The sequence below is a fragment of the Microbacterium paraoxydans genome, from assembly GCF_020524545.1.
Classification (GTDB): domain Bacteria; phylum Actinomycetota; class Actinomycetes; order Actinomycetales; family Microbacteriaceae; genus Microbacterium; species Microbacterium paraoxydans_C.
Genome location: NZ_JAIVLG010000001.1, coordinates 623897 through 639525 on the forward strand (window position 1 = coordinate 623897; position 15629 = coordinate 639525).

The window sequence follows — 15629 nt, forward strand, 5'->3', positions numbered from 1 at the left end:
TTTGTCCCGGTGGGATCCCCTGCGGCTTCCCGGACGCCGCGCCTAAGCTGGGCACGTGGCGCGGAGCATCTACATCACCTCGGCCGAAGGCCATACCGGCAAGTCGACGATCGCCCTCGGGGTGCTCGACGCCCTGATGCGCGTGTCGCCGCGCGTGGGAGTGTTCCGCCCGATCGCGCGGTCGGCGACCGAACGCGACGAGATCCTCGAACTGCTGCTCGCGCACGACGGCGTGCACCTCGACTACGAGGACTGCATCGGCGTGACGTACGACGATGTGCGCGCCGACCCGGACAGCGCGCTGTCGACGATCGTCGCACGGTTCAAAGCCGTGGAGGCGCAGTGCGACTCCGTCGTCATCATCGGCAGCGACTACACGGACGTCGCGAGCCCGGCCGAGCTCGGGTTCAACGCGCGGATCGCCGCCAACCTCGGCGTCCCGGTGCTGCTCGTGCTCAGCGGTCGCGATCAGCAGCGTCAGGCCGAACAGCTCGGTACCACGACCGCCCGCGAGGCCGCCGCGATCGGGCAGATCGCCGCGCTCGCCCTGTCCGAGCTGTCCGAGGAGCGTGCGGAGCTGTTCGCCGTCGCGGTGAACCGCGCCGATCCCGATGCGCTCGCCGCCGTCATCGACGAGGTCCGCGCCGTGCTCCCCGGGGAGCACACGCCGGTGTGGGCGATCCCCGAGGATCGTGCGCTCGTGGCGCCGTCCATCCGCGACATCCTCGCCGCCGTCGACGGCGCGCTGCTCACGGGCGACGACGACCGGTTGACCCGGGAGGCGCTGACGATCGTCGTCGCCGGCATGTCCATGGTCAACGTGCTGCCCCGGCTGACCGAGGAGGCTGTCGTGGTGATCCCGGCAGACCGCACCGAGGTGCTGCTCGCGGCGCTGCTCGCCGACGCCTCCGGCACCTTCCCGCGCATCGCCGGCATCATCTTGAACGGCCCGTTCCCGCTTCCGGAGACGATCGTACGGCTGCTCGACGGGTTCGCGTCGTCGGTGCCGATCATCACGACCGATCTGGGCACCTATGACACCGCCGTGCGCGTGATGAGCACCCGCGGCCGCCTCTCGGTGGATTCGCGCAGCCGCTACGACCGCGCGCTCGGGCTGTTCCAGGCGCACGTCGATCTCGTGGAGCTGACTGAGCAGCTCGGGCTCGCCGAAGCACACGTCGTGACCCCGCTCATGTTCCAGTACGGCCTGATCGAGCGCGCCCGCGCTCATCGGCGCCGCATCGTGCTGCCCGAGGGCGACGACGACCGCATCCTGCGGGCGGCGGCGACGCTCCTCGCGCGGGAGGTCGCGGATCTGACGATCCTCGGCGACGAGGCGGCTATTCGTGCCCGCGCCGTCGAGCTCGGCGTCGACATCGCGGCGGCCCGGGTGCTGAGTCCCACCGACCCCGCACTCGTCGAGCGGTTCGCCGCCGAGTACGCGCGGCTGCGGGCGCACAAGGGCATCACGCTCGCCCAGGCGGCGGACACGGTGACCGATGTGTCGTACTTCGGCACGATGATGGTGCATCTCGGACTCGCCGACGGCATGGTCTCCGGTGCGGCGCACACCACGGCGCACACGATCCGTCCGTCGTTCGAGATCATCAAGACGAAGCCGGGGGTGACGGTGGTCTCCAGCGTGTTCCTCATGGCACTCGCCGATCGTGTGCTCGTCTACGGAGACTGCGCGGTGATCCCCGATCCGACGAGCGCGCAGCTCGCCGACATCGCGATCTCTTCGGCGACGACCGCCCGTCAGTTCGGCATAGAGCCGCGCGTCGCGATGCTGTCGTACTCGACGGGGGAGTCCGGCTCCGGAGCCGATGTCGACAAGGTGCGCGCGGCGACCGCCCTCGTCCGCGAGCGCGCACCCGAGCTCCCCGTCGAAGGACCTATCCAGTACGACGCGGCGGCGGATGCGGCGGTCGCCAAGGCCAAGCTCCCGGATTCGGCGGTCGCCGGCCGGGCGACCGTGTTCGTGTTCCCCGACCTCAACACGGGCAACAACACCTACAAGGCGGTGCAGCGCTCGGCGGGAGCCGTCGCCATCGGGCCCGTGCTCCAGGGGCTCAACAAACCCATCAACGACCTGTCTCGGGGTGCGCTCGTCGACGACATCGTCAACACGGTCGCCATCACGGCGATCCAGGCGCAGGGGGATGCGGCATGAGTGCGATCCTCGTGATCAACAGCGGATCGTCATCGCTGAAGTACAGCCTGATCGACATCGAACAGGAAGATCTGCTCGCGAGCGGACTGATCGAGCGGATCGGGCAGGATTCCAGTCCCGTGGCGCACACCGTCCGCCCCGATACGGATGCCGATGCGGTGCCGACGATGCTCGACGCGACGTACCGCTCGGAGCGGCCGATCGCGGATCACGCCGCTGCCTTCGAGGTGATGCGGGAGCAGTTCGGCGCGCACGGACCGTCGCTCGACGAGCATCGCCCCGTCGCGGTCGGGCACAGGGTGGTCCACGGCGGCGCGCGCTTCTACGCCCCGACCCTGATCGACACCGACGTGGAGCGTCAGATCGACGAGCTCGCCGTGCTCGCACCCCTGCACAACCCCGCGAACCTCGCCGGGATCCTTGCCGCACGCGCCGTGTTCGATCAGGTTCCGCACGTGGCTGTGTTCGACACCGCGTTCCATCAGACGCTTCCGCCCGCCGCGTACACGTATGCGATCGACGCCGCGCTCGCCGCGGAGCATCGGGTGCGGCGATACGGTTTCCACGGCACGAGTCACCAGTACGTGAGCGAGTCGGCGGCGGCCTTCCTCGGGCGCGACCTCGCAGAACTCCGGCAGATCGTCTTCCATCTCGGCAACGGCGCCTCCGTGACCGCGATCGAGGGCGGGCGCTCGGTGGAGACGTCGATGGGTCTCACCCCGCTCGAAGGGCTGGTGATGGGCACGCGGTCGGGCGACATCGATCCGGCGGCGCTCGTGCATCTCTCGCGCCGCGCCGGCTACTCGATCGACGACCTCGACTCGCTGCTCAACACCCGCAGCGGGCTCGCCGGGCTCGCCGGACGCAGCGACATGCGCGACATCCTCGCCGGGGTCGAAGCCGGAGACGAAGCCGCTGTGCTCGCCTTCGATGTGTATGTGCACCGTCTGCGCGCCTACGCCGGTGCGTACATCGCCCAGCTCGGGGGAGTGGACGTCATCTCCTTCACGGCAGGTGTGGGCGAGAACGCCGCACCCGTCCGGGCCGCTGCGCTGGCGACGCTCGGATTCGCGGGCGTCGAGATCGAGCCGGTCAGAAACGAAGCTCGGGAGCGCGGCATCCGCCGGATCTCCACGGACGCCTCGGCGGTGACGGTGCTCGTCGTGCCGACCGACGAGGAACTGCAGATCGCGAGGCAGACGGCCGAGCTCCTCTGATCCGCTCGCGGGGGTTACCCCGTGACGCACTGCCGCATTACGCTTGAGCGGTGGCACGGAGAGGTGCCGGCCCGCTGATCGCCCTTCTCCTGGAGGCTCTGTGCCAGACGCACTGCCCGACCTGTTCCACGCCGACGGCGTGCTCTTCGACCTCGACGGCGTGCTCACCCCGACCGCCGAGGTCCACATGCGCGCCTGGCAGGCCGTGTTCGACGATGTCTTCGCCCGGTGGAGCATCACGCCGCCGTACACCGACGCCGACTACTACGACTACGTCGACGGCAAGAAGCGCTACGACGGGGTCGCGAGTCTGCTGCGCAGCCGCAACGTCGAAGTCCCCTGGGGTCACGTCGACGACGATCCCTCCGCCGAGACCGTCTGCGGGATCGGCAATCGCAAGAACGCCGCCTTCGCCGCGTCGCTGCGCGCGCAGGGCATCGTTCCGTATCCCGGGTCGCTCGCGCTCGTCGAGAGCTTGCGGGCCGCCGGCATCCCGCTCGGGGTCGTGTCGAGTTCCAAGAACGCCGAGGAGGTGCTGGCCGCGGCAGGCATCCGCTCCCTCTTCCGGATCGTCGTCGACGGAGTCGTGGCGGAGCGCGAGGGTCTCGCCTCCAAGCCGGCCGCCGACATGTTCGCCGCCGGCGCCGCGGCCCTCGGCGTCGATCCGGCTCGCTCTATCGCCGTCGAGGATGCCACGTCCGGTGCCGCCTCCGCCGCCGCAGCCGGCTACGGCACCGTGATCGGCGTCGATCGCGGTGCAGGTGCCGACGCCCTGCGAGCCGCCGGCGCCACGATCGTCGTCGAGGACCTCGCCGTCTTCGTTCCCGCCACCCGTACCGACATCCCGGAGACCGCATGATCGACCGCGACCGCTTCCCCGTCGACCCGTGGCGTCTGATCGACACGCACTACTCGGAGGAGGGCGTCAGCGAGACGCTGTTCTCCGTGGGCAACGGCTACCTCGGGCTGCGCGGCAACCATATCGAGGGTCGCGGTGCCCAGGAGCACGGCACCTTCATCAACGGGCTGCACGAGACCTGGCCGATCCGGCACGCCGAGCAGGCCTACGGCTTCGCGGAGGTCGGGCAGACGATCGTCAACGCCCCAGACGCCAAGGTCATGCGGGTGTACGTCGACGACGAACCGATCTCGCTCGACGATGCGGACGTGCGTGAGTATCGCCGCACCCTCGACATGCGCACCGGTGTCCTGGAGCGTCTGGTGGTGTGGGAGACCCCGTCCGGCAAGCGCGTGCGCATGCGGGATGAGCGCATCGTGAGTTTCGAGGAGCGCCACCTCGCAGTCCTCCGGCTCGAGGTCGTCGTCGAGAACGCGGATGCCCCGGTCACGATCAGCTGTCAGCTGCTGAACCGCCAGGATGGAGCCGGCGTGTACGCCGGGACCCCGATCGGCACGAAAGCGGCTCCTTTCGACCCCCGCAAGGCGGAGAAGATCGCCGACCGCGTGCTGGAGCCGTCCGAGCACTGGCAGGACGGACTGCGTTCCGCACTGTCCTACCGGGTCGCGGATTCCGGGATGACCGTCGCGGTGGTCGCGGACCACATCGTCGAGACCGAGAACGAGTACAACGCGCGAACGCTCGTGGAGCCCGACATCGCCAAGAACGTGTTCCGCGTGCAGGCGAAGGCCGGCGTCCCGATCACGGTCACGAAGCTCGTCAGCTACCACACGTCTCGGGGGGTGCCGCCGCGGGAACTCGTCGACCGGTGCCGTCGGTCGCTCGACCGGGCGGCGGGCGAGGGCGTCGAGGCGGTGTTCCGACGACAGCGGGAGTGGCTCGACGCGTTCTGGGAGCGTAGCGACGTGCAGATCGGCGGGCGGGACGACCTGCAGCAGGCCACCCGCTGGTGCCTGTTCCAACTCGCGCAGGCGTCGGCGCGCGCCGACGGCGCCGGAGTCCCCGCCAAGGGCGTGTCCGGTTCGGGGTACAGCGGCCACTACTTCTGGGACACGGAGATCTACGTGCTCCCGTTCCTGACCTACACGACGCCGCAGTGGGCGTACAACGCGTTGCGCGCCCGGGCCGGCATGCTCCCGGCGGCGCGTCGTCGCGCGGCCCAGCTCAACGAGGCAGGGGCGCTCTTCCCCTGGCGCACCATCAACGGCGAGGAAGCCTCCGCGTACTACGCCGCGGGCACCGCGCAGTACCACATCAACGCCGACATCAGCTTCGCGCTGGGCAAGTACGTGCGGGCCACGGGGGACGAGGAGTTCCTGCGGCGCGAGGGCGCGGACATCGCGATCGAGACCGCACGGCTGTGGGCGACGCTCGGATTCTGGCGTGGCTCGCGGCTGGTCGACGAGGCGGACGCCGGCGACGGCATCGAGACCTTCCACATCCACGGCGTCACCGGCCCGGACGAGTACACGACGGTCGTCAACGACAACCTGTACACGAACGTGATGGCGCGCTACAACCTCCGCTACGCCGCCAAGGTGGTGCGTGAGATCAAAGAGAACCACCCCGAGGACTACGTCAAGCTCGTCGACCGGACGGGCCTCGGCCCCGGCGAGGCCGAGGCATGGGAGCGCGCGGCGGCAGCCATGTTCATCCCGTACAGCGAGGGGCTCGGCATCCACCCGCAGGACTCGCTCTTCCTCGAGCGCGAGGTCTGGGATCTCGCCAACACCCCCGCCGAGCAGCGACCGCTGCTGCTGCACTTCCACCCCCTCGTGATCTACCGGTTCCAGGTGCTCAAGCAGGCGGATGTCGTGCTCGCGTTGTTCCTGCAGGGGAACCACTTCACGCCCGAGGAGAAGAAGGCCGACTTCGATTACTACGACCCGCTGACCACGGGTGACTCCACCCTCTCGGCGGTCGTGCAGTCGATCATGGCCGCCGAGGTGGGGTACCAGGACCTCGCCAGGAAGTACTTCGAGCAGTCGCTGTTCGTCGACCTGCACGATCTGCATCACAACGCGGCCGACGGCGTGCACGTGGCTTCCGCCGGTGGGGTGTGGACCGCGCTGGTCTGCGGCTTCGGCGGCATGCGTGACTACGCGGGAGACCTCAGTTTCGATCCGCGACTTCCGGCGGACTGGCCCTCCCTCTCGTTCCCGCTGCAGTGGCAGGGATCCACGATGCAGGTGACCGTGACCAGGGATGAGCTCCGGGTCCAGGTGCGCAGCGGGCCCCCCGTGCCGTTCAGCGTGCGCGACACCGCGTACTTCGCCACGGCGGACGACGAGGCCGTCGTGACCCTCGGTGACCAGGGACCCCTGATCCCGGGGCGGCCGACCCTGCGGCAGTTCGCCGACGCCCGCCGCGAGGACGGTACACGCATGTCGGCGTCCGTTCCGGTGATCACGACCGCTGTCCCCGTGGTCGAGCCGATCGACTGACACTCCCTCTCTGTGATGCCGAGACCCCCGCTGGTCGTCGGCGCCCCCGCTGGCGTGCGCCGGAGCGAGGGGGCGTGGACAACCAGCGGGGGTCTCGGCGATGTGTGTGGGTGGACCGGGACGGGATCCCGGGTTCCCCGGAGCGAAGGTCGGTGGCACGCCGTAGGCTGGTGAGGTGACCACAGCCCTCTATCGCCGCTACCGACCCGAGACCTTCGGCGAGATGATCGGGCAGTCCCAGGTGACCGATCCGCTGATGACGGCTCTGCGCGGCGATCGAGTCGGCCACGCGTACCTGTTCTCCGGACCCCGCGGCTGCGGCAAGACGACGTCGGCTCGCATCCTCGCGCGCTGCCTCAACTGCGCCGAGGGACCGACCGACGTGCCCTGCGGCGTGTGCCCGAGCTGTGTCGAGCTGTCGCGGGCCGGCGGAGGATCCCTCGACGTGGTCGAGATCGACGCGGCGAGCCACAACGGTGTCGACGACGCGCGCGACCTGCGTGAACGGGCGACGTTCGCCCCCAGCCGCGACCGGTACAAGATCTTCATCCTCGACGAGGCGCACATGGTGACGCCACAGGGCTTCAACGCGCTGCTCAAACTGGTCGAGGAACCGCCCGAGCACGTCAAGTTCATCTTCGCGACCACCGAGCCAGAGAAGGTGCTCGGCACGATCCGCTCCCGCACACATCACTACCCGTTCCGGCTCGTGCCGCCCGCCGCCATGCTCGAGTACGTGGCCAAGCTGTGCGCGGAAGAGGGCGTGATCGTCGAACAGGGCGTCCTCCCGCTCGTGGTCCGCGCCGGTGGCGGCTCGCCCCGAGACACGCTTTCGCTGCTCGACCAGCTGATCGCCGGGTCAGATGCGCCGGCCGAATCCGAGACGGTGACCGTGGGGTACGCACGCGCCGTGTCACTGCTCGGCTACACGCATGCCGCCCTCCTCGACGAGATCGTCGATGCGCTCGCCGCAGGGGATGCAGCCACCGCCTTCCCGGCGATCGACCGTGTGGTGCAGACGGGGCAGGACCCGCGCCGCTTCGTCGACGACCTGCTCGAGCGCCTGCGCGACCTCATCGTCATCGCGGCGGTCGGCGCCGGTGCCTCGGCCGTCCTCCGCGGCATCGCCGAAGACGACCTGGAGCGGATGCGCGCCCAGGCGGCCACCTTCGGGTCGGCACGACTCTCGCGCACGGCCGACGTGGTCAGCGCCGCCCTCGATGACATGTCGGGTGCGACCTCCCCGCGGCTCCACCTGGAGCTCATGGTGGCGCGCGTGCTCGCCGGTGCGTCGGAGGCGTCGACGTCGGATGCTGCGCCGGTCGCCGCGCCCGAGCGTGCGCCCGGGGCAGCCCGCTCGACCCCCGCGGCCGTCACGACTCCGGTGCCCTCCTCGCCCGCCCCGAGCGCCGCTCCGGGGGAGACCGCGCCCCCTGCTCCTGCTCCGCCTGCGGCCGCTGCGGTCCGGGAGCCGGTCGTCGAGAGCCGCGAGCCCGAATCGTCGAGCCCCGCCCCCGTGGCCGCGCCCGAGGCCGGGCCCGTCGTCGCACAGGGCCCTGTCACGCTCGAACGCATCGCCGCCTCGTGGCCCGCGGTGCTGACGCGGCTCGAGAGCATCAGCCGCACATCCTGGTTGCTGGCGACCGCCGTGCAACCGCTGGCCTACGCCACCGACACCGAGGTACTGACGCTCGGCTTCACCAGCCAGCACGACGTCGCGAAGTTCAAGGGCACCACTCCAGGCTCCGGACCCTCGGACCATCTGCGGACGGCGATCGAGAACGAGCTGGGCGTCCGGGTGAAGTACCTCCCCGCGCCGATGCCGGCCGGAGGGGCTCCGCGACAGTCCTCGGCGTCCGGGCCCTCGACCCCCGCCGACCCTGCTCCCGCATCGGAGCCTGCGTCAGCGGGGCCTCCCCGTCCGCAGGTCCGCAGCGCGTCAGCCTCCACCGTGACGGAGTGGGCGGTCGCACCGATTCCCTCGACCGTGGAGCAGCCGAGCGCACGTCCCACAGACGCCGCGCCGCTTCCGGTCGACGACGAGCCCGAGGAGGTCGAGGCGGCGGCATCCGCCCCACGACCGCCGTCCGACGGCGCTGTCGATCGAGACGCGCCACCGCTGCCCGACGATGACGACGCCCCGGCGTACGACGAAGAGCCGCCCTACGACCCGTCTTACGAACCGCCCGCGACACGCCAGGCTCCCCCCGAGCGGCCGGTGCCGGTGCAGCGCACCGTCGCAGCCCCACCGGTCGTCGTCGAGCGCGCTCCCGCTGCCGGGGGAGTACAGCGTTACGGCGAGGCCGTGATCCGCCAGGTGCTCGGCGCGACGTTCCTGCGCGAAGAGCCCTACGAGCCCCCGACGAGGTTCTCCTGATGTATGACGGCATCGTTCAAGAGCTGATCGACGAATTCGGTCGGCTCCCCGGCATCGGCCCGAAGTCCGCCCAGCGGATCGCGTTCCACATCCTCCAGACGCCGACGTTCGATGTCGCGCGTCTCGCCGAGCTGCTGGGTGAGATCCGGCTCCGCGTGCGCTTCTGCGAGATCTGCGGCAACGTGGCCGAGCAGGAGCGATGCGGGATCTGCCGCGACCCTCGCCGCAGCCAGTCCTTGATCTGCGTGGTCGAAGACGCGAAGGACGTCGCCGCGATCGAGCGCACCCGGGAGTTCCGCGGGCTCTATCACGTCCTCGGCGGGGCGATCAGCCCCATAGCCGGTATCGGACCCGACGACCTCCGAATCGCTCAGCTCATGACGCGCCTCGCCGACGGGACGGTGCAGGAGGTGATCATCGCCACGAACCCGAACCTCGAGGGCGAGGCCACAGCGAGCTACCTGAGCCGTCTGCTGACCACCATGCAGATCACGGTGTCCCGTCTCGCTTCGGGGCTGCCCGTGGGCGGCGACCTGGAGTACGCCGACGAGGTCACGCTCGGGCGCGCGTTCGAGGGTCGGCGCGTCCTGTGACGCCGAGCGCGGGATTCTCGCGTCGCGGCTGGTTGCTCTTCGGGGCCATGGCCCTGCTGTGGGGTGTGCCCTACCTGTTCATCAGCGTCGCGGTCGAGTCGATCTCACCTCCCGCGATCGTGGCCGGACGCACCCTGATCGCCGCACTGCTGTTGCTGCCGTTCGCGATCCGCAGCGGTGCGCTGCGAGCCGCGCTGAAGCACTGGCCTTGGGTCCTCGCTTTCGGTGCGGTCGAGATGGCCGGTCCCTTCCTCCTGCTCGGCCACGCCGAAATGACGCTGCCCTCCGGGATGACCGGGCTGCTGGTGGCGACCGTGCCCCTGTTCGCTGCCCTGATCGCCCTCGGTGGCGGCGACCGCGGGGTGCTCCGGCCCGCCCGTGGTATCGGTCTGCTCGTCGGATTCGCAGGTGTCGCCGTCGTGGTCGCAGGTCCCGGACTCTTCGGCGGCGAAGTGAGCCTTCTCGCTGCAGGAGAGGTGCTCCTGGTGGCTGTGCTCTACGCGACGGCCCCCTTCATCGTCGCCCGTAAGCTCAACGCCGTGCCGTCGCTGGGCACGATCACGCTGTCGCTGCTGATGATCGGGATCTTCTACCTCCCGATCGGTGTGCTCACCCAGCACGAGGTGCCGACGCTGCCGTCGATCGGAGCGCTGCTCGCTCTCGCCGTGATCTGCACGGCGGTGGCGTTCCTGGCGTTCTTCGCGCTCATCCGCGAGGTGGGGCCGGTACGCGCTCCGCTGTTCACCTATGTCAACCCCGTGGTCGCGATCGTCCTCGGTGCGATCGTCCTCGCCGAACCGCTGACGCCCGGACTGCTCCTCGGCTTCCCGCTGATCATCGTCGGCTGCTGGTTCGCGGCCACGGGCGGTCGGCTGCGTCCTGTCTCCCCGCAGGCGCTCCCACCGTCCCTCTGACCGCCGAGCGGCCGCTCGTCGCCGGGGCGATGTCACATGCGCAACAGGGCATACGCGCCGATCATAGAATGATCGTGGGCGAATCCGCCCGACATCCCAGGGAGTGATCGTGGCCCTCATCGTGCAGAAGTACGGCGGCTCGTCCGTCGCCGACGCAGAGAGCATCAAGCGCGTCGCCAAGCGCATCGTCGACACGCGTCGTGCCGGTCACGACGTGGTCGTGGCGGTCAGCGCCATGGGCGACACGACCGATGAGCTGCTGGAGCTCGCGGATGAGGTCGCGCCGATCCCCGCGCCGCGCGAGCTCGACATGCTGCTCTCCAGCGGAGAGCGCATCTCGATGGCGCTGTTGGCCATGGCGATCCACTCGATGGGATTCGAGGCGCGGTCGTTCACCGGCAGCCAGGCGGGCATGATCACGGATTCCCAGCACGGTGCCGCGCGCATCGTCGACGTGACGCCGGTTCGTCTGCGAGAAGCCCTCGATGAGGGGGCGATCGTGATCGTCGCCGGGTTCCAGGGCTTCAACCGCGACACCAGGGACATCACGACGCTCGGACGCGGAGGGTCGGACACCACGGCCGTCGCTCTCGCCGCCGCGCTCGATGCCGACGTGTGCGAGATCTACAGCGACGTGGACGGCATCTTCACCGCTGACCCGCGCGTCATCCCGAAGGCGCAGAAGCTCGACCACGTTTCCAGCGAGGAGATGCTCGAGCTGGCGGCCAACGGCGCCAAGGTGCTGTACATCCGTGCCGTCGAGTACGCACGCCGTCACGGCGTCCTCATTCATGCTCGGTCGACCTTCTCGTCGGCCGAGGGCACATACGTTCTGGGCGAGGGTATGAAGAACCCGCGCGAAGCCGAGGGAGCAGCCATGGAAGAACCGATCGTCGCCGGTGTCGCCACCGACTTCAGCCAGGCCAAGATCACGGTCGCGGGCGTGCCCGACGTGCCGGGCAAGGCTGCGGAGATCTTCAAGATCGTCGCGAAGTCCGGCGCCAACGTCGACATGATCGTGCAGAACGTCTCGGCGACCGGGCGCACCGACATCTCTTTCACGGTCCCCAAGGCGGATGCGGCGGCTGCCCTCAAGGCACTGGCCGGCGATCAGACCGAAGTCGGGTTCCAGAACCTGATCCACGACGATCAGATCGGCAAGCTCTCGGTCGTCGGTGCGGGGATGCGCACGCACTCGGGCGTCTCGGCCACTCTCTTCGAGGCGCTTTCGGCGGGCGGCATCAACATCGAGATGATCTCCACCTCGGAGATCCGCATCTCGGTGGTGCTCCGCGACACCGACCTGACCGAGGCGGCGCGAACTGTTCACACCGCGTATGGACTCGACGGTGACTCCGAAGCCACGGTCCACGCCGGCACGGGCCGCTGATCCTGCCAACTTTCGCAGGCTTCCTGCCGCTTCGCCGGATCAGGCGCTCACATCGAATCAGGCACATCCGCAGCAAATCGGCCTGATCTCGCCGAACTGCCTGACCCCGCGGAGGCTCCCGGTCTCGCGGTGTGGCGAGCAGAGCGGCGGGGTGGCGGTAGACTCACCGAAACCCTGACACCGGCGCCAGGCGCAGCATCCACATCCCGACGCCGCGCCCGAAGCCTCGTACGCAGTACCGCACGACGCCAAGGAACATCATGACCCGCATCTCCGAATCAGGACTCTCCGTCGCCATCGTCGGCGCCACCGGCCAGGTGGGCACCGTGATGCGCGAGATTCTCGCCGAGCGTTCCTTCCCGATCCGTGAGCTGCGTCTGTTCTCCTCGGCACGATCGGCAGGCACGGCCATCGAGTTCGGTGGCGCGACGGTCATCGTCGAAGACGTTGAGACGGCGGACGCCGGGGGGATCGACATCGCCCTGTTCTCCGCCGGCGCCACGGCGAGCCGCGCCTATGCGCCGCGCTTCGCCGCCGCCGGTGCCGTGGTCGTCGACAACTCCAGCGCCTGGCGGATGGACCCCGAGGTTCCGCTCGTGGTCAGCGAGGTCAATCCGCACGCGATCGACGAGCGCCCCAAGGGCATCATCGCGAATCCGAACTGCACGACGATGGCGGCCATGCCGGTGCTGAAGGCCCTGGATGCCGAGGCCGGTCTCGAGCGTCTCATCGTGTCGACCTATCAGGCCGTCTCCGGCTCCGGGCTCGCCGGTGCCCAGGAACTCCTCGGTCAGGTGGAGGGCGTGCTCGCGCAGGGCGACACCCTCCGTCTGGTGCACGATGGCTCGTCCGTCGACTTCCCCGAGCCCGAGAAGTACATCGCCCCGATCGCCTTCGACGTGATCCCGTTCGCCGGCAACCTGGTCGAAGACGGGGACAACGAGACGGATGAGGAGAAGAAGCTCCGCAACGAGAGCCGCAAGATCCTCGAGCTTCCCGATCTCCGGGTCGCGGGCACCTGCGTGCGTGTCCCGGTCTTCACCGGTCACTCCCTCTCGATCAACGTCGAGTTCGCTCGCAGCATCTCGCCCGAACGCGCGCGCGAGGTCTTGAGCACGGCTCCCGGGGTCGTCCTCGACGAGGTGCCCACGCCGCTGCAGGCCGCAGGCAAGGACCCCAGCTTCGTCGGTCGCATCCGTGCCGATCAGTCCGCGCCGGAGGGCAAGGGCCTCGTACTGTTCCTCAGCAACGACAATCTCCGCAAGGGGGCCGCGCTGAACGCGGTGCAGATCGCCGAGGTCCTCGCCGAGCGTCTCGCCGTCGTGCGCTGACCTCCGCGTTGCGGACGCCGTCGCATGGTTCGCGGCGGCGCGCCCGCGAACTAGACTGGTTCGGTGACTGAAAACGTCGATGTCGTCCTGATCGGCGGTGGCATCATGAGCGCCACCCTGGGTACGCTGCTGCACGAATTGCAGCCGGAGTGGAAGATCGTCGCCTTCGAGCGACTCTCCGACGTCGCCCAGGAGAGCTCGAACCCGTGGAACAACGCCGGCACGGGTCACGCCGCCCTGTGTGAGTTGAACTACATGCCGCAGCAGGGGGATGCCCCGCTGGATCCTGCCAAAGCGGTGTCGATCAACGAGCAGTTCCAGCAGAGTCGCCAGTTCTGGTCGTCGCTGGTGGACCGGGGCGTGCTCGATGCGCCGTCGACGTTCATCAACGCGACCCCGCACATGACGTTCGTCCGCGGCGAGAAGGATGTCGCCTACCTCAAGGCGCGCTACGAGGTGCTCAAGAAGCAGCCGCTGTTCGCCGGCATCGAGTACAGCGAGGACTCCCGTGTCATCAACACCTGGGCCCCGCTGCTGATGCAGCAGCGCCGCAAGGGTGAGCCGTTCGCGGCGACTCGTGTTCCGGCTGGCACCGATGTCGATTTCGGCGCTCTCACCCACCAGCTCTTCGACCACCTCACCGAGTCGGGCGTCACGCTGCGCACCAACCACGAGGTGCGCAGCCTGAAGAAGCAGAAGGACGGGACCTGGCTGGTCAAGTACCGCAACAGCATCGGCCACACGCCGAACGAGGTCAAAGCGCGCTTCGTGTTCGTCGGCGCCGGTGGCTGGGCCCTGAAGCTCTTGCAGAACTCCGGCATCCCCGAGATCAAGGGCTACGGCGTCTTCCCGATCGGCGGACAGTTCCTCAAGACCACGAACCCGAAGATCGTCGCGCAGCACAAGGCGAAGGTGTACTCGCAGGCCTCGGTCGGTGCGCCGCCGATGTCGGTCCCGCACCTCGACACGCGCGTCGTCGACGGCGAGTCTTCGCTCATGTTCGGTCCGTTCGCGACCTTCAGCCCGAAGTTCCTGAAGAACGGCTCGATGCTCGACATCGTGTCGCAGGTGCGCGCGCACAATCTCCTCCCGATGCTGCAGGTGGCGGTGAAGAACCCCGACCTCATCAGCTACCTCGTCGGCGAGCTGCTCAAGAACCACGCGAAGAAGGTCGACAGCTTGCGTACTTTCATGCCGACGGCGAAGGACGAGGACTGGACCCTCATCGATGCCGGCCAGCGCGCGCAGGTCATGAAGAAGGATCCCCAGAAGGGCGGCATCCTGCAGTTCGGCACGGAGGTGGTCTCGTCTGCGGACGGATCCATCGCCGGCCTCCTCGGTGCCTCGCCCGGCGCCTCTACTGCGGTGCCGATCATGCTGGGCCTGCTGAAGACCTGCTTCCCGTCGGAGTACCCCGGCTGGGAGCCCGAGCTTCGCGCCCTCATTCCCACGTTCGGCGAGAAGCTGAACACGGATCCGGCGCTTGCGGAGGAGTCCACGGAGGCGACCGCCGCCACCCTCGGCATCAACGTCTGAGCTCGGCCCGTGGCGAAGCTCTACTTCCGCTACGGCGCGATGAACTCCGGCAAGTCGACGGCTCTGCTCCAAGCGGCGTACAACTACGAGGAGCGCGGACAGCATGTGCTGCTCGCGAAGCCGGAGATCGATACCAAGGGGGCGGCCGAGATCGAGAGTCGGCTCGGCGTCACCCGCCAGGTCGACTTCCTCGTCGGCCAGGACGACGACGCACGCGAGCTGTTCACCGCGCACCGGGACCGCCTGCGGCGTTCCACGGATGAAGAGCTCCTCCCCGCTGGCCCCGTGGACGTCGCATGTCTCCTCGTCGACGAGGCGCAGTTCCTCACTCCGGCTCAGGTCGATGACCTCTTCCGGATCGCGGTGGAGGACGGAGTGCCGGTGATGGCCTACGGCATCCGGAACGACTTCCTCACGCATGCTTTCCCGGGATCCGCGCGTCTGCTCGCGATCGCGCACTCGCTCGAGGAGCTCAAGACCATCTGTCGCTGCGGACGCAAGGCGGTGTTCAACGGCCGCGTGGTCGGTGGGCGGTTCGTCTTCGACGGTGATCAGGTCGCGATCGACGAGGGGGCTGTCGGCACTGCTTCCCCGGAGCTGACGACGTACGAGTCGCTGTGCGGGACGTGCTACCTCGACGAATCAGGTGGACGTCTGGGCTGAGCGCGCCCCGCTCCCGCTCCCGAGGCGGTCTCACCGTTTCGCGTTCATAACTCCGCAGAAACTCTCGGCCGG

At 69.0% G+C, this 15629-nt stretch carries 11 protein-coding genes; all 11 read left to right on the forward strand.

The window, feature by feature from the left end; all coding sequences use genetic code 11:
* Positions 1-55: 55 nt before the first annotated feature.
* The 11 genes from pta to LC041_RS03135 all read left to right on the forward strand — a co-directional run bounded on the left by pta (position 56) and on the right by LC041_RS03135 (position 15557).
* Positions 56-2173: a phosphate acetyltransferase gene (gene pta, locus LC041_RS03085; protein WP_226531487.1), complete on the forward strand. Its 2118-nt coding sequence runs from the start codon at positions 56-58 to the stop codon at positions 2171-2173.
* Entirely contained in the window at positions 2170-3390 is a 1221-nt protein-coding gene (locus LC041_RS03090; RefSeq protein ID WP_226531488.1) for an acetate/propionate family kinase, read from the forward strand. Before pta ends, LC041_RS03090 begins: the two co-directional genes overlap by 4 nt.
* Positions 3391-3490: 100 nt before the next feature.
* Positions 3491-4249, forward strand: a complete 759-nt coding sequence (locus tag LC041_RS03095; RefSeq protein WP_226531489.1) for an HAD-IA family hydrolase — start codon at positions 3491-3493, stop codon at positions 4247-4249.
* A complete protein-coding gene (locus LC041_RS03100; protein WP_226531490.1) occupies positions 4246-6753 on the forward strand; it encodes a glycoside hydrolase family 65 protein in 2508 nt (835 codons plus the stop codon). The genes LC041_RS03095 and LC041_RS03100 overlap by 4 nt, the downstream gene beginning before the upstream one ends.
* A gap of 175 nt (positions 6754-6928) precedes the next feature.
* The gene (locus tag LC041_RS03105) at positions 6929-9130 is read left to right on the forward strand and encodes a DNA polymerase III subunit gamma and tau (RefSeq protein ID WP_226531491.1); all 2202 of its coding nucleotides are present in this window, start codon (positions 6929-6931) and stop codon (positions 9128-9130) included.
* Entirely contained in the window at positions 9130-9723 is a 594-nt protein-coding gene (gene recR, locus LC041_RS03110) for a recombination mediator RecR (protein WP_226531492.1), read from the forward strand. The genes LC041_RS03105 and recR overlap by 1 nt, the downstream gene beginning before the upstream one ends.
* On the forward strand, positions 9720-10637 hold the full coding sequence (locus LC041_RS03115) for a DMT family transporter (RefSeq protein WP_226531493.1): 918 nt from the start codon (positions 9720-9722) through the stop codon (positions 10635-10637). The genes recR and LC041_RS03115 overlap by 4 nt, the downstream gene beginning before the upstream one ends.
* Positions 10638-10746: 109 nt before the next feature.
* The gene (locus tag LC041_RS03120; RefSeq protein WP_226531494.1) at positions 10747-12027 is read left to right on the forward strand and encodes an aspartate kinase; all 1281 of its coding nucleotides are present in this window, start codon (positions 10747-10749) and stop codon (positions 12025-12027) included.
* A gap of 260 nt (positions 12028-12287) precedes the next feature.
* Positions 12288-13358 (forward strand): aspartate-semialdehyde dehydrogenase, encoded by a 1071-nt coding sequence (locus LC041_RS03125; RefSeq protein ID WP_226531495.1) that lies wholly within the window; start codon positions 12288-12290, stop codon positions 13356-13358.
* Positions 13359-13421: 63 nt separating this feature from the next.
* Positions 13422-14894: a malate:quinone oxidoreductase gene (locus LC041_RS03130; RefSeq protein WP_226531496.1), complete on the forward strand. Its 1473-nt coding sequence runs from the start codon at positions 13422-13424 to the stop codon at positions 14892-14894.
* A gap of 9 nt (positions 14895-14903) precedes the next feature.
* Positions 14904-15557 carry a thymidine kinase gene (locus LC041_RS03135; protein WP_226531497.1) on the forward strand — a complete coding sequence of 218 codons (654 nt, stop codon included), beginning with the start codon at positions 14904-14906 and terminating at the stop codon, positions 15555-15557.
* Positions 15558-15629 lie beyond the last annotated feature (72 nt).

Excerpts from the sequence above, each read along its gene's own strand:
- LC041_RS03090 (WP_226531488.1), top strand. The coding sequence starts at position 2,170 with ATGAGTGCGATCCTCGTGATCAACAGCGGATCGTCATCGCTGAAGTAC.
- LC041_RS03100 (WP_226531490.1), top strand. The coding sequence starts at position 4,246 with ATGATCGACCGCGACCGCTTCCCCGTCGACCCGTGGCGTCTGATCGAC.
- recR (WP_226531492.1), top strand. The coding sequence starts at position 9,130 with ATGTATGACGGCATCGTTCAAGAGCTGATCGACGAATTCGGTCGGCTC.
- LC041_RS03125 (WP_226531495.1), top strand. The coding sequence starts at position 12,288 with ATGACCCGCATCTCCGAATCAGGACTCTCCGTCGCCATCGTCGGCGCC.